Source organism: Rossellomorea sp. NRS-1567 (genome assembly GCF_050467885.1).
Lineage (GTDB): Bacteria > Bacillota > Bacilli > Bacillales > Bacillaceae_B > Rossellomorea > Rossellomorea aquimaris_C.
Map to the genome: position 1 here is coordinate 140,848 of NZ_JBITPL010000024.1, position 15,109 is coordinate 155,956.

General features: G+C 43.5%; 14 protein-coding genes. 2 read left to right on the forward strand and 12 right to left on the reverse strand.

The features are described from left to right. Window positions 1-190 precede the first annotated feature (190 nt). The 6 genes from ACIFOD_RS17130 to ACIFOD_RS17155 form a co-directional block, all read right to left on the reverse strand. Entirely contained in the window at window positions 191-823 is a 633-nt protein-coding gene (locus ACIFOD_RS17130) for a response regulator transcription factor (protein WP_044339171.1), read from the reverse strand. Beyond that, complete coding sequence (locus tag ACIFOD_RS17135; protein ID WP_430315631.1) at window positions 816-1,865, reverse strand: sensor histidine kinase; 1,050 nt, start codon at window positions 1,863-1,865, stop codon at window positions 816-818. The genes ACIFOD_RS17130 and ACIFOD_RS17135 overlap by 8 nt, the downstream gene beginning before the upstream one ends. Further along, entirely contained in the window at window positions 1,862-2,593 is a 732-nt protein-coding gene (gene liaF, locus ACIFOD_RS17140; protein ID WP_430315632.1) for a cell wall-active antibiotics response protein LiaF, read from the reverse strand. Before liaF ends, ACIFOD_RS17135 begins: the two co-directional genes overlap by 4 nt. A 209-nt stretch (window positions 2,594-2,802) precedes the next feature. After that, window positions 2,803-3,456, reverse strand: a complete 654-nt coding sequence (locus ACIFOD_RS17145; protein ID WP_397553009.1) for a PspA/IM30 family protein — start codon at window positions 3,454-3,456, stop codon at window positions 2,803-2,805. A 15-nt stretch (window positions 3,457-3,471) separates the two neighbouring features. Beyond that, window positions 3,472-3,816: a flagellar basal body rod protein gene (locus tag ACIFOD_RS17150; protein WP_148967341.1), complete on the reverse strand. Its 345-nt coding sequence runs from the start codon at window positions 3,814-3,816 to the stop codon at window positions 3,472-3,474. Between the two features lie 327 nt (window positions 3,817-4,143). Then, window positions 4,144-5,931 (reverse strand): M3 family oligoendopeptidase, encoded by a 1,788-nt coding sequence (locus ACIFOD_RS17155; RefSeq protein WP_430315633.1) that lies wholly within the window; start codon window positions 5,929-5,931, stop codon window positions 4,144-4,146. A 175-nt stretch (window positions 5,932-6,106) separates the two neighbouring features. Here ACIFOD_RS17155 and ACIFOD_RS17160 point away from each other — a divergent pair, with 175 nt between their 5' ends. Next, window positions 6,107-6,829, forward strand: a complete 723-nt coding sequence (locus ACIFOD_RS17160; RefSeq protein ID WP_430315634.1) for a TspO/MBR family protein — start codon at window positions 6,107-6,109, stop codon at window positions 6,827-6,829. An 87-nt stretch (window positions 6,830-6,916) separates the two neighbouring features. Next, window positions 6,917-7,051 (forward strand): hypothetical protein, encoded by a 135-nt coding sequence (locus ACIFOD_RS17165; protein WP_430315635.1) that lies wholly within the window; start codon window positions 6,917-6,919, stop codon window positions 7,049-7,051. A gap of 22 nt (window positions 7,052-7,073) precedes the next feature. Here ACIFOD_RS17165 and ACIFOD_RS17170 read toward each other — a convergent pair whose 3' ends face one another. The 6 genes from ACIFOD_RS17170 to ACIFOD_RS17195 all read right to left on the reverse strand — a co-directional run bounded on the left by ACIFOD_RS17170 (window position 7,074) and on the right by ACIFOD_RS17195 (window position 15,075). Further along, window positions 7,074-8,960 carry a cation:proton antiporter gene (locus ACIFOD_RS17170; protein WP_430315636.1) on the reverse strand — a complete coding sequence of 629 codons (1,887 nt, stop codon included), beginning with the start codon at window positions 8,958-8,960 and terminating at the stop codon, window positions 7,074-7,076. Between the two features lie 135 nt (window positions 8,961-9,095). Further along, complete coding sequence (locus tag ACIFOD_RS17175; protein WP_430315637.1) at window positions 9,096-10,412, reverse strand: oligosaccharide flippase family protein; 1,317 nt, start codon at window positions 10,410-10,412, stop codon at window positions 9,096-9,098. Window positions 10,413-10,531: 119 nt separating this feature from the next. After that, on the reverse strand, window positions 10,532-11,875 hold the full coding sequence (locus ACIFOD_RS17180; RefSeq protein ID WP_430315638.1) for a glycoside hydrolase family 30 protein: 1,344 nt from the start codon (window positions 11,873-11,875) through the stop codon (window positions 10,532-10,534). Further along, window positions 11,872-13,239 (reverse strand): GH1 family beta-glucosidase, encoded by a 1,368-nt coding sequence (locus ACIFOD_RS17185; protein WP_430315639.1) that lies wholly within the window; start codon window positions 13,237-13,239, stop codon window positions 11,872-11,874. The genes ACIFOD_RS17180 and ACIFOD_RS17185 overlap by 4 nt, the downstream gene beginning before the upstream one ends. 15 nt (window positions 13,240-13,254) lie before the next feature. After that, a complete protein-coding gene (locus ACIFOD_RS17190) occupies window positions 13,255-14,031 on the reverse strand; it encodes a carbohydrate ABC transporter permease (RefSeq protein WP_258549591.1) in 777 nt (258 codons plus the stop codon). A 144-nt stretch (window positions 14,032-14,175) separates the two neighbouring features. Beyond that, entirely contained in the window at window positions 14,176-15,075 is a 900-nt protein-coding gene (locus ACIFOD_RS17195; RefSeq protein ID WP_430315640.1) for a carbohydrate ABC transporter permease, read from the reverse strand. Window positions 15,076-15,109: the final 34 nt, after the last annotated feature.

The following is a 15,109-nucleotide window of genomic DNA, read 5'->3' on the forward strand; positions in this document are numbered from 1 at the left end:
ACTAATATAAATATCATACACGTTTAGAATACAACATTTTTCAAAGTGTACAGTCGATTTTAGCTTGTATATAGAAATACTGTTTCTTTCAATTGTTTATTGGCATAAATAAGATCCTGCACAAAAAGGTTGACAGAGTCCTGGCAGATTCTATGTTTGAAAACAACATTCTTTGCGAAAAGAGCCTTTTTTATTTAGCTAAGTCATGTTTAAAAGCATAGATCACAGCCTGGGTCCGGTCCTGGACTCCGAGCTTGGAGAGGATATTGCTCACGTGGGTTTTCACTGTTTTCAGGGCGATGAATAATTCATCGGCAATTTCCTGGTTCGTTTTCCCTTGTGTCATCAGGAGAAGGATTTCCAGTTCGCGGTTGGTGAGCTCTTCATGGGGATGAGAAACGGTCTTCTGTCTCATGCGTGTCATCATTTTCCCTGTGACTTCCGGTTCGAGAATCGATTGGCCGTTATACGTCTTACGTACCGCTTCGGCAATCTCACTCGCTTTCGACGTTTTCAGCATATAACTGACCGCGCCGGCTTCCAGGGCTGGATACACCTTATCATCATCCAGGAAGCTGGTGACGATGATGATCTTTGCTTCCGGCCACTCTTGAATGATCTCCTTTGTTGCCTGAATACCATCCATTTCTTTCATCACAAGATCCATGAGAATGATATCAGGCCGGAGCTCCAGGGCAAGCTGGACGCCTTCTTTCCCATCCGACGCTTCCCCGACGACATCAATATCCGCCTGAGCCGATAGATAAGAAGAAACCCCGATCCTTACCATTTCATGATCATCTACAAATACCACTTTAATCATTTTTTTCACCTTCATTCTCCACAACGGGAACCTTCACTTCCAAGCGTGTTCCCTTATTCGGTACACTGATGATTTTAAACGTACCACCGATTTCAATGGCCCGCTCCCTCATATTCTGAAGCCCATAGGAGCTTGTCACCTTCGATTCGTTCACATCAAAGCCCTGACCATCATCCACTACCCGTAAAATAATGATCGATTCCCTTTTGATCAATCGAATATCCAAGGAATTCGCCTTCGCATGTCGCAGGGTGTTTGAAACCGACTCCTGCAGTATTCTGAAGAGATGATCTTCGATTCCTTTATCAAGGCTCATGTCTTCTATTTTCCACTCGATATCAAGGGGGACCTTCTGAGCTAATTCGACCAACAGCTCCTTCATTCCTTCTTGAAGATTCTTTCCTTTTAACGCAACGGGGCGAAGATGAAGGAGGAGGGCCCTCATTTCAAGCTGAGACTGATGAATCATCTGCTCCACCATGCCCAGCTGCTTTCCTTCATGAGGCGTTCGACCAGGTGATGGTGTTTCCGTAATGGCTGACATCAGCATCGATGCTGCAAATAGCTGCTGACTGACGGAGTCATGTAATTCTCTCGCCAAACGGTTCCGCTCCTGCGAAACGATTTCCTGGATTCTCTTTTCCTGCTCTTCCGCCTTTTCATTGGCAAGCTTCTGGGAATATCGCGCTTGATCCGTTAAATGTTTTCCTAACGCATCGACCTTTTTCCAAACCTGCTGCACTTCCGAGGTTGCCGTTTCAGGGAGTGTGATCGATCGGCCCTGTTGCACATTCATAAGGGCATCTTCTATCTCCCTCAGCTGCCGTTTATCCTTCAACCCTGTCCGGATGCCAAACACAATCCCGATAAGGATACTTACAACGAGGATAAACCCTGCTCCCGGTATATCCATAATCTCTACTTCCCATAATAGGGACCAATCCTCCAAGGGATACAAATAAAAATAGGACAGGGATAAAAAGACCACCATCCCAAGGGAAAAGAGAATGCCTGCAACAATCTGCTTACTGACTGTGCTCATATTCTCTTCACCTCTAAATCCCCAATCCACATAGAGGTGACAATCTTCACCCGCTGGACAGACGTATCATATCCAGGTGTTTGATAATAAAGGGACTGATTGATCGCTTTCGGCTCCACTTCTTCAAAAATTTCAATCGAACCGGCAAGTACCGAGTGATGGACACTCACTTCCACATCGTACGGAATCAAGATTTCAATATTGCCTAAAATGTTTCGAATCGAAACGACGGACGCCCCTTTAGGAAGCACCGTATTTCCAATATCGATGACCGAGTCTCCGATCACACCCTGAATGTTGATATCATTCCATTCATATACGTCTTCGGGAGTCCGTTTCGGCCCGAACCATTCGTTTTGAAGAGCGGACCTTTTCATTACGAGTGGCTCATTGGTTTGGGTGAACGTTTCTTTAATCGTCGGAGTGATGTATTTAGGATGTTTCTTGGAATCAGCAAAACGGACGATGATAAATAGAAGAATGGCAAACAATAAAAATTTAAACGCTACGGTATTAAAGATATTGATGGCTAAGCTGATGATCCCGAACCACAGCAGGAGCTTTCCAAGAGTACTCGGAAGCTTCTTTCTTCCAATATAGATACAGAAGGCCGCAATCGAGAGAAAGACGAGAACCCCCCCATCGTAGAATGATACTTCCAACAGTATTAAAAGGGTTCCGATTAAAATGATCCAGCTGATCCCGTCTGAACGTAAACGATTGAACAAGGGGGTTCCTCCTTTCTGGTTATGTATTTTTTGGAATGAAGATTTTTCGACAAGAGGTTCATATATCCTCATTCCGGGTCATAAACCCCAAATCCGGATTGTAAATCCCCTCACCCTGACATATATATGATGATAAAATGGGGTGAACCCGGTTGGGCTCCCCCTTTTTTATCGTTACTATTCGTTTTCATAGATTAGAATACCATGTTTTATGAAGGAATGGCTTCCGTTTCCTCTTTTTTCACTTCTTTTTCTAATTTGGCGATCTTTGCGTCGATCGTATTTCGATAATAAGAGGAGTTCACACCATGCTCTAAATGATCTAAGTATGTTTCAATTTCATCGAATTTAGAGAACGCCTGGCTGTTATAACCGGAAGAAGATTCAAGCACAGAATTCACCTTGTTATGGGCACGGGCGATATTCTCCCTTCCCATCAGCTCCATCCGCTTGATGTACATATCCTTCAGCTTGTGCTTCATCTCTTCATATTTTCTTTCAAGCTCTTCAAGCTCTTTCGTTGCTTTCAGCTTGGATTCCTGGATGCGCACAGCGCGCTCTTCGTAGTATTTTTGTTCCTGCAGGGCAAATTCATACAGGCCTTCTTCATTTGCCTTCGATGCAACCTCAGCCTGGTATTTTCGTTTGTCAGCTAATGCAGAAGCCTGCTGATACTCTTTTTGGAACTCTTCTTTTAATAGATATTGTCTTTCTACCAGCTTACTTACTTTTTCTACTTCCTGCTCACACTGTCTTAAATAATGATTCAACACGGCTATTGGATTTTTCTTTTCCTTTTTATCTAATGCTTCGTGCAGGTCGGACATGACTGTATTTTTAATTCGTTGAAATATGTTTGTCATAGTGTAATCTCTCCTTTAGTTTTTTAATTGAGACCATTCTCTTTCAAAATTAGTGAATGGATCCGATGATTTTTCTTCTATAATGACTTCTTCTTTTTTCCAGTTCTTGTAGATCACATACAGAACGTATAGAGCAACCAATCCGATGATCGCCGGGAAGTTGGATATCGATGCACTGAATGCCGCAAGACCGATCAGTGCCCATAAGATCTTCTTCATTGTGGAATCTGTTTTCACAAACCCTTTAAAGCTGTAATACATGATCACTAAAGAGATGGCGAGCCCGACAATCGGTCCTAAATTGGCAAGCAGGACAATGGCTGCAATCCCTCCGGCTAAAAGCAATCCGAATTTCTTCATTTGTTGTTGCCTCCTTTCTTCTTCATGTCTCTATCCTATCTATTTTCCGGGTTTCCCATAACGAGCCAGAGCTTTATTTTCGTATCAGACTTGAGGCTTAGGGGTGGTAGGACCTGTCGTTATTTGGTGTTTTTGGGGAGGAGTTGCGAAATTTGTCCTTTTTTGTAGAACGGTCGATATAGTGAAAATACGGTTGATAAAATGAAAGAACGGTTGATAAATTTTTTAAAAGGTCGATAAATCTGAATAACCGTTGATAAACCCATAACAGTCGTTCCACTACAAAAATAAGGTCCGTCCCCAAAATGGAACGGACCCTACAAAACATTATTCTGTTAACTCAAGAAATTCTTCCACATCCGCCATGCATAGCTTGATACCTTTTTCCCAGAAGGCTTCTTTGGTGATGTCTTCACCGAGGTGCTTCATCGCAAGCTCCTCGACATTCATGACCGCTGTGTCACGCAGTAATGCCATGTATTTATCCTCATAGCTTTCATCCGACTCCAGGGCTTTGGCGTAAATACTAAGTGAGAACAAGTATCCAAAGGTGTACGGGAAGTTATAGAACGGCACTCCTGTAATATAGAAATGAAGCTTTGATGCCCAGAAGCGCGGGTGAACCTCTCCAATGGAGTCTGAGAATGCTTCCTTCTGGGCGTCCACCATCAGTTCGTTGAGTTTATCAGCAGATACAATCCCCTTCTTACGTTCTTCATAGAAGCGTGTCTCGAATAAGAAACGGGCATGGATGTTCATGAAGAACGCGACACTTCTCTGCAGTTTATCTTCCACTAAGGCAATCTTTTCTGCCTTCGTTTCCGCTTCTTTTACGGCAGCATCGGCGACGATCATTTCGGCAAAAGTCGATGCGGTCTCGGCAACGTTCATGGCATAGTTCCGATTCAATGTATGCATCGGTTTTAACGCATAGGAATGAAACGCATGCCCTAACTCGTGTGCAAGGGTGGAGACATTCGACATAGAGCCGGAATACGTCATAAAGATACGGGATTGATCACTTAACGGGAAGGATGTGCAGAATCCACCCGGACGTTTTCCTGACCGGTCCTCTGCTTCGATCCATTGGTTCTCGAAAGCTTTTTCAGCAAACTGGGCCATCTCTTCCCCAAATCGGGAGAACTGTTTCAGAATGAATTTTGCCCCATCGTCATATGACATGGTACTCGTCGACTCTGCCACGGGTGCGTCAAGGTCATACCAATCGAGTCGGTCTTTCCCGATTAGTTTCGCTTTTCTTTCCAGGTACTGAACGAATGGCTGCTTGTGCTTTGAAATAGCTCCCCACATGGCATCCAGCGTTTCTTGCTTCATACGATTATATTCGAGGGGTTCCTTCATCAATTCGTCCCAGCCACGCTTCTTATAGACATTTAAGCGAAATCCGCCCAGGTGATTAAGGGTCCTTGCAAAGAGTTCCTCATTTTGTTCCCAGGCATTCTCTAATTTTTCAAAAACCTCTTTGCGCGTATTGGCGTCTGGACTGGAGAGCAGGTTATTTGCCTGACCAACCGATAGTTTTTTTCCATCATGTTCAATCTCCATGGCCCCCACGATCGTGTCATACATCTGTCCCCAGCCGTGATAGCCATCGACGGCTAACGCCTGGATCAGTGACTCTTCAGTGCTGGATAGCTTATCTTTCGCTTTTTGTCTCCACTCATTGAGGACGAAGGTGATTTCACTCAGTTGATCATGTTGAAGCAGCTCATTCCAGACCTCTTCTCTACAATCTGAAAGCTGCTGCTGAAACTTTGTAAAAGTAGAAGAAAAGTCCGCACTCAAGCTTGTGACTTCCGCGCGGAGAGAATCTGCTTTTCGGTCATGCATATTTTGAGCTTCGAGACAGCTCACAAAGGCACCTGCCTGACGCAAATACAGCATCACTTCTTTGGCTTCTTCAATCAGGTTCCACACCAGGTCAGCATCACTAGCCGATTGAGGCGGATGAAAAGCGAGTGCATTTTCTGCGAAGTCGTTTTTCTTTTTTTCTAACGTATCGAGGTGCTTTCTGAATTCCGGTGATTCACTTCCTCCTTGGAAAAAAACATCTAAATCCCAAACATCCGAATATGTATGATTTGTACGGTCCATAATGTCCCCCTAATAGATTTTCTCATTGTCCCTATCCTATTTCTAATTCTCGATAAATCCCTTAAATCCTTCCTGAACTTTCACTAATCCTTTTTGCCTAACTCTCTTCATTTGGTTTTTATTCTGATAAGAGTGGAATAGTATATAACACCACTACTTACAGGGGGTACACTCTATGAAACTGATCTTGAATATGTTAGCCTTCGCTTTAGTGATTGTGATGAATACGCTGGCTGTTACTTTGCCTTTGAATAATCAATCCACGGGGGAAATCAGTGACAGGCTCGATATCATGATTACTCCGGCGGGTTATGTCTTTTCCATCTGGAGCCTGATTTATCTGCTGCTCGCGATTTGGATCATCCGCCAGTTCCCTAAAGACAGAAGAGACCTTCCCCTTTATCAGGAAACAAGCGGACTATTCATCCTGAGCTGCTTATTGAATTCAGCATGGATATTCGTTTGGCACTACAATTACTTTCTCGTTTCGGTATTTATCATGATTGGACTTCTTTTAACTCTTATTGCCCTTTATAGACGGGTGAAGAGTACAGGTCCGTCCCTCCTGGATACAGCCCCTTTTTCGATATACTTAGGTTGGATTTCGGTTGCCACGATTGTGAATATCACGTATTACTTAACGGATATTGGCTGGGGCGGGTTTGGCATTTCTGAATTGGTTTGGGCTTATCTCGGACTGATTATCGCAACGACCCTTGCTTTCTGGTTCCGCATCGGGCAGCATGACATGCTCTATCCACTTGTGTTTGTTTGGGCTTTTGTTGGTATCGGAATAAAGAACATGGCAGAACACTCAACCTATGCCTATACTGCCTTCGCCCTCGCCGTTATCATCCTCATCTTTGACCTGGTCTACAAGCGCACACGCCAATCATAATGTACACGAAGGTCCGTCCCTCGGGCCTTCTTTTTTTGTATAGGAATCCTTCCGATGACTTACATTAAGGGATAGGGGGTGTGTTGTATGAACCAGCAGAAGAGAAACGTCACTCGTTCCGGAACGGATATTGATGAAGTCAAACGACTCAATCAGCATTCAGGGCTGACGTATAATCAAGTGAAACAGTTACTGGGAGAACAATATAGCGGAAAGAAGTAACCTCAAAAAAGAAAGCGTCGACTTAGTCGGCGCTTTCTTGATTCGTTTCATTTTGAGCTTTTATGATTTCTTTTTCACGTTGAACCGTAAGCTTCTCCTGAATCTTATTCTTTTCCTTACAGGGCTGAGTGAGACTGACAATGACATCTCCCTGCTCAATTTTAGGTGAAGCACCTTCCGTAAAGAACTCGATTCTGCCTGCAGGTTTAAGGGCAAACATCAATAATGTGTTTTCATCCCGCTCCTGCAGATAAGATTCAAAGGTGTACTTTTCAGTAATATTCGTTTTTCTGAATACGTCTCCCCGTTCGACACGTTTATTCAGCTCTTCCCACGTCACGTGGTTTTGGAAGAGGATCCTTCCGCCAATCGTATGAACCATATCTTCCAGATCATCGTCCCGCTGGCTGCGCAAACTCAGTTGGAATAGGTTATTACGGCCGATCTCCGGAACAAATGTCGTACAGACAAGAGCGTTGTAAGAATCAAGCTCCGTAGCCGCAATCATGTATTCATACGGCGTCATATCCAGATAGTATTCCGTTTGTTCGGATAAGATTTCACCACGGTAGAATGGAATCCCTGCTTTTCTGACTGAAAACAATCGCTGCCATGATGAATCCGAAATTAAGACCGGAATCTTCAGGTCTTGAAGGGTTTTGGCAAATTCAGTACTGAATTTACTTCCTCCCACAATCATAACTCCCGGTCTTTCATCAATGGCAAGGTCCAATTTTTTCGCCAGCCATTTAATGGAGAAGCCATGTGCACATACTGTAGAGAAAACGAGTGCAAAAGTCAGGGACGTCAGTATAGCTGCATCCTCAAAGCCTTTCTCTAATAGTACTGAAGCAAAATAACTTGAGACGGTCAGCGCGACAATTCCCCTTGGGGCAATCCACCCGACAAGCAATTTCTCCTTATTAGAGAGGTCCGTCCCTATCGTAGACAACCAAATCGATAATGGTCGGACAATGAATAACATAAGAAGCACAAACGCGACGATGTTCCAGTTAAAGATTCGTAATAGCGTATCTACGGTTAACGAAGCCGTCAGCATCACGAAAATGGTTGAAATGAGCAGTACCGAAATGTTTTCTTTGAAGTGACGCATATCGTCAATGGATGAAATATGCATATTCGCAAGCGTCATCCCCATTGCCGTGACGGCTAACAGTCCTGTTTCATGTGTGATCTGATCTGAAACTGTGAAGCAGGCAAGAACCAGCGCAAAAACAACAGGTGATTTCAAGAACTCCGGTACATGTCCATTTTCAAAAATGAAGCCTGTGAATTTCCCCAGTGCCCATCCAAATACCACGGCAAATAAGGAAGCTGCAAAGAAGAGTAATAAAGCTAATCCCGTGACTTCATCGCTTATAAAGAAATTAATGATTTCAAAAGCAAAAACGGCAAGCAGGGCACCGAATGGATCAACGACTATCCCTTCCCATTTCAGGATCGCTGCAGGTCTTGGTTTCAACTTCGCCTGTCTGAGCAGCGGTAGAATGACGGTTGGGCCGGTTACGATAAATAATCCACCTATCACAAAGGAAACAGCCCAGGATAACCCGGCCACATAATGAGCCCCGAGAGAACCTAATATCCAGGCGAGAATGGCTCCGATGGTGACTATTCTAAATAATGGCTTGCCTAATCCCTTTACCTCTCGAAAATTAAGATTTAAGCTTCCTTCAAAAAGGATGATGGCAACGGCCATTGATATAATGGGTTTGAAGACCTCCCCAAAATCGTCCTTTGGATTAATGAGTCCAAATATTGGCCCCACCAGCAATCCAACAATTGACATGACGACGATGGCAGGAAGCCTGAATCTCCAGGCAATCCATTGGGAAGCGATCCCGAGCACTCCGACTAACATGATGTTAAATAAAATAGAATCGATCATAGCTTTCTCCTTTGAAGGTTATGAAATCAGCCATCATAACAGTAGATAGTATGTACGTGTTATCAGAATAAAAGATTGGACCCTCTTTGTGCAAAACAAAAGGGTTTAAAAGGGCACATTGTGTTTTTGTTTAGTTTACAGTTTAATTGCTGATTTTAACCAAAGAGTCGTTTCCAATTCTCTGCAGATCGTAAAATAATGAAGCATGGTGATCAGAACGGCTCCCGCGTTCATGCCAAGAATGACTCCTTCCATTCCAAAACGGGATCCGAGCAAGTATATCAGTGTAAAAGAAAATACACTCGACCATATGGTATGAAGGAGAGCATCCTTCACCAATCCCAGTCCGATCAAAAAGGCTTGGAGTGGAAACACCAGGAAATGAAAAAGAAAATACGGCCAGAGCAGCTTCAAATAATAAGCCGATGCCACAGAATGAAAGAACGTTTCTGTAATATAGTCCCCAAGCAAATAGTATACGAATACAACAGGAATTCCATATCCTAATGTAATCCACATGACCTGCTTAAGATGGGTCAGGATTCCATTAAAGTCCTTTGATGACACTTTTTCCGATACAGTCGGAATTAACACGATCAACATCGAAAAGGCAATAAATGATGGGAAAAAGCCGATGGTAAGGGCAATTCCAGCCAGCATCCCGAAATGCTCATTCGCTTCCAGCGCTCCCATACCTGAAAGAACTAACGCCCATTTGATCAAAAATGGCTGAACGGCATGGGTGAGAGCGTGGAATATCCGCAGCACGGTCGTTGGAACCGATACAGATAATACTGACTTTCTCATTTCAATTGTTGATAATGTAGAATGGCTATTCTTTCTATTACCCCTAATCTCGAGTACGTAAGCATGAATTAAATATACAAAGACGACCACTTCACTGGCAATCAGCGTCCCAAGTGCTATAAAGATGGACGTATTGATACCAAAAGACAGAAAATTATAGATCGAAACCAGTAAAAATAGCTGAATTCCTTTACGCAGAAAATTTGCGACGGCAATTTTGCCCATCTGCTGGATCCCCATAAAATAGCCCCTGGTGATCGAAGTAAACGCCACAATGGGAATGACAATCAAAATGAGCCAGCGAATCCCTGGGTGGTAACCTTCAAATAAAGGAGTCCATGCATATATAAGGACCATGAGAACTAAGAGAATGCACGTCGTGATGACCGCAAATCGAAAAGCATAATGAAGCATGCCCCGATGATACTTTTCTTCCCGTTCGGCAAAGAACTTGGAAAGACTGATCGGCAGCTCCATACTTGATAAAATGACAATCAGAAACACAGTCGGCAGAATCGACATATACGTGCCAAGACCAGCCTCTCCAAGCTCCCGAGCCAAAATCATATTGATTACAAACTCCAAACACTCACCTAAAAAAGCCGTCACCACCAGCACCAATGTACCTCTTAAAAACAAACTCATATGTTTGTACCCTGCCTTTGTTTTAGATGGTCTATTCTATGATGGTTGTCCGGGGAATATGTGAAGGGTGTGTCTATCTTCAACGCATAAAAGCAGCCCTCTACAGGACTGCTTTTCAACTAACTAATCATAAATGTCGTTATTGAATGCAAAGGAAGAGTCGTGGTGAAACTTCCATCGCCACAGCATAACGAAATCTCTTCATCATGGTCATTTTGATTCATGGCAACCACCACAATCTCCCCATCCTTATTTTCAAAGGCGGTAGCTATAATGGTTGTATTTGAAACATCGCTCCAAATACGTCTTGCTCCAGGCTTGATATACTTACTAAAATGGCCAATATAATAATAAGAGCTATTATAGTGAACCTCGTCCTTCCCTGTATCTACGATCACCGGGGCATCGCAATAATTCCCTACGTGATTAGGTCCGCCTTCTTCATTCAATACCAGGTTCCAATCGATCCAGGCTTCAAGATAATTGTTCAAGTCACCGATGATATTCCTGCCGTAACGCTCACCTGTATCCCATGAACCTACTTGGACTCCGCCTTCCATGCACCCTTCTGTAAAAATCAGATGCTTATCAGGATAAGCATGATGTACTTTAGAGAGATTTTCAAACTCCTCCGACACGTACCAGTGCAAACCTGTTCCCCATACGTACTTAGCTGCTTCAGGATCAGATAAAACGGCATGGGCACGCTCATAAATCACATCACGATTATGGTCCCATATGATGACTTTCACATCATCATGCCCATTTTTCTCCAGGGACGGACCTAGATGATTTTTAATGAAGTCTCGTTCTTCCGCTCCTGAATACAGACAGGAATCCCACACTTGCTTTGCTTCCGGTTCATTCTGAATCGTGATGCCCCAGATTCGGATCCCCTCTTCTTCCATCGCTTCTATGTACTTTGAGTAATAATCAGCCCAGACAGATTCATACTCTGATAAAAGTTTCCCGCCATTGTTCATTTCTCCGTTCGTCTTCATCCATGAAGGCGGACTCCAGGGTGAAGCTACGATGGAAAGCTCTTCATCCGCCACATTCATGGCTTCTTGAATAAGAGGAATCACGAGCTTTTTCTCGCGTTCGATGGAAAAGCTTTCTAACGACGCATCGCCGTCCTCCACATACGTGTAGTTCCCTAACGAAAAATCACAGCTATTGATATGGGTTCTGCCTAACCGATAGCCCAAACCTTCAATCGGATCAAAATACCGGTGAATGATTTCTTCCCGCTTTTCCGGGCTGATGAGGGACATGCTGTGAGCTGCCGCTTCGGTAAACGCGCCTCCAAATCCAATCAGTTCTTGATATTTCCGCTCCGGATCAAGCTGGATATGAGTAGCAGTTGGAGCAAGATCAGAAGAAAAGGAAACCGGTTCTTTTACAGAGAACCGATCTCCTGTTTCTTTGGCTGTCAAAATCACCTTTACTTGCTTTGCCTTCATTGTGCAACTTCCTCCGCATTTGTGTGAAGGCCATGCTTCCCTTTATGCTCCCGGATGATTTCAGCATAACGGAAGGCGCTGTCTTTCCAAATCCGCTCCTGTGTATCGAAATCCACATAAAGAATGCCGAATCGCTTATCATATCCGAAGCTCCACTCGAAGTTATCCATCAGAGACCATAAATAATACCCCTGGATGTTCATGCCTTCCTCATTAAGGTCAGAAACTGCCTGAAGGTGAAGGTTCAAATAATTCACACGTTCCTGATCATGTACTCTCCCATTTTCCAATACATCGTCATAGGCCGCTCCATTTTCCGTGATATAGATTGGCAGATCCGTATATTCTTGTCTCAGGCGGCGGATGAGGTCTTTGAATTCATTCGGCGCAATATCCCAACCCATCCCTGTTTTCTCATAATCGGAGTAGGCTCCTTTGTGCATGAAGTCATTGGCTGCACTGAACTCCACGATCCCACGGCTGTAGTAGTTGATCCCGAAGAAATCACATTCCGTTGAAATCAGTCCCATATCCCCTTCTTTGATAAAGTCATAGGAATGGACATATTTCGAGAATAAGTTCATCATGTCTTTCGGATATTCGCCTTTAAATACAGGGTCAAGGAACCAGCGATTTGAATAACCGTCCGCATTATTGGCAGCTAACGCATCGTTCACTGAATCCGTATTTGGATAAACCGGTGATAGATTCAACGTGATGCCGATGTCGGTTTGGGATTGGAATTCTTTCTTCAGCATTTCTACCGCTTTCCCGTGAGATAACAGCATGTGATGAACAGCTTTGACCGCTTCATCCATATTGGTATGACCCGGAGCATGCACCCCTTGATGGTAGCCAAGGAAGCCCGCACACCATGGCTCATTATGAGTGATCCAAGAATCGACTACCGAATCTAGCTCCGTGAAACATGCTCTGGCATATTCCAGGAACCATTGTACGGATTCACGATTGACCCATCCACCTTCTTCATGTGCCCACATTGGCAGATCCCAATGATATAGCGTAACCGCCGGCTTGATGCCTTCTTCTTGAAGTCTTCTCGCAAGCTTCTTATAAAAGTCCATGCCCTCTTGATTATATTTACCTTTCTCAGGGTAAATTCTCGGCCAGGCAATGGAGAAGCGATACGTATCCACTCCAAGGCGTTTGATATGTTGAATATCTTCCTCAAATCGGTGATAGTGGTCACACGCGATATCCCCGTTATGTTGCTTATACACTTTTCCCGGAATGTCACAGAACATATCCCAAATGGATGGTGTTCTTCCCCCTTCCTGATGTGCTCCTTCAATTTGATACGATGATGTGGCGGTTCCAAAGGTAAATGTTTTATCAAAATGCATATATCTTTCTCCCCTTTATTCTTTGATTGATCCTGCTGAGATGCTGTTGACGATATATTTAGATAGGAATAGGAACGCAATCATGATAGGAACGACTGAAATCGCGATACCTAAATACATTGATCCTAAATTTTGTGCCACTTGAGATCCTTTCAAGAATCCCATTAGCACTGGTAAGGTGTATTTTTCAGGTGAGAACAAGATGACCAAAGGCATAATGTAATTATTCCAAGATCCAATAAATGTGAAAATTGACATCGTTGCAACAGCCGGCATCATGATCGGAATCGCCACGGTATGGAAAATCTTGAACTCACTCGCCCCATCGATGCGGGCTGCTTCAATTAAACTTGGATGAAGCGTCGTCTGGATGTATTGTCTTAAGAAGAAGACGACAAACGGACTTGCTATGGCCGGAACGATCAGTGGAATGAAGGAATCCAGTATCCCCAGGTTCTTACTCAATTCATAAAATCCGATAAGCCCCAATTGTCCGGGAACCATCATCATCACAAGCATGAAGACGAATAAGAAATTCTTTCCCCTGAATGTATAAAATGCAAATCCATAGGCAGTCAATGCTGAGAAATATCCTGATAATAAAGTCGTAAGAACAGAGATGATCAGACTATTCTTGAACCCTGACCAAATGTTTACGTATTCCATCATCGTGGTATAGTTTTCGACGATAGAACTGCCGGGGATCAACGTGAATCCAGAAAGGATCGCTTCATTTGATCTTGTGGCATTGACAAGCATCATAAGGAATGGGATGAAGCAAACGATTGCCATCAATACAAGAAGGGTATAGATAATGCTTTTCACAATGGTAATTCTGGTCTTTAGTTTGGACTCGTGCGGCAAAAGTTCTGGCTTTTGTTTTTCTACCTTTGGAGTCGATACATTTTTTTCAACGGCTGTTTTTCCCAACATGCTTTACACCTTCCTTGCTTGTTTGCGTTCATTTCCATACATCCCTTTGAAGACAATCGCAGAGAAGATCAAGGTAATGACGAACAATCCATATGCGACAGCTGATGCGTAACCATAGTTATTAAACTTGAATGCCTGATTGTACAGATACAACACCATGGTATTCAGTGATCCATCCGGAGAACCGATTCCGTCTGTCAGAAGCATCGGTAGATCAAACAGCTGAAGGCCGCCGATCAGGGACGTGATCATGATATAAAGTAAAATCGGTTTTAATAAAGGAATGGTGATTTTCGTGAAGGTCTGCCACCTGTTTGCTCCGTCGATCAGTGCAGCCTCATAGTAGTCCTTCGATATTCCGGATACCCCCGCCATGACGACAATGAACGAATGACCGAACCACATCCAGGTAAGGATCAGGGATACAGACAGCTGTGCAGTCGCAGGCTCGTTCAGCCAATTAATCGGTTCTGATATAAGACCTATATTTAATAGAATCATATTTAATGATCCATGCTGCCAGTCCAGTAGAATACCGAACAGCAGAGCGACCGAACTAATCGTGATTAAATTAGGTAAATAAAAGATCGATCTGAAAAATGCCAAACCTCTCAACTTCATTCTCATATCAGAGAAGATTAATGCGAGTACAAGGGCAAGCCCGATTTGCAGGACAAAATTGATTCCCCATATTTTCCACGTGTTAATAAATGCTTCCACAAAATAACTGTCCGTGAGTAAACGGGTATAGTTGGCAAGACCGATGACTTCCGCTGTCCCGCTTCCTGAATAGTTTGTAAAGCTGTAGTAGAATGTAAGCGCAACAGGATAAATGCTAAATATTAAAAAGATGATCCAAAACGGGGCGATAAACAGATAACCAAATCGATCTACTTTCTTCATTCCCCAGCCCCCCTAGTTGATAGATTTGACAGGT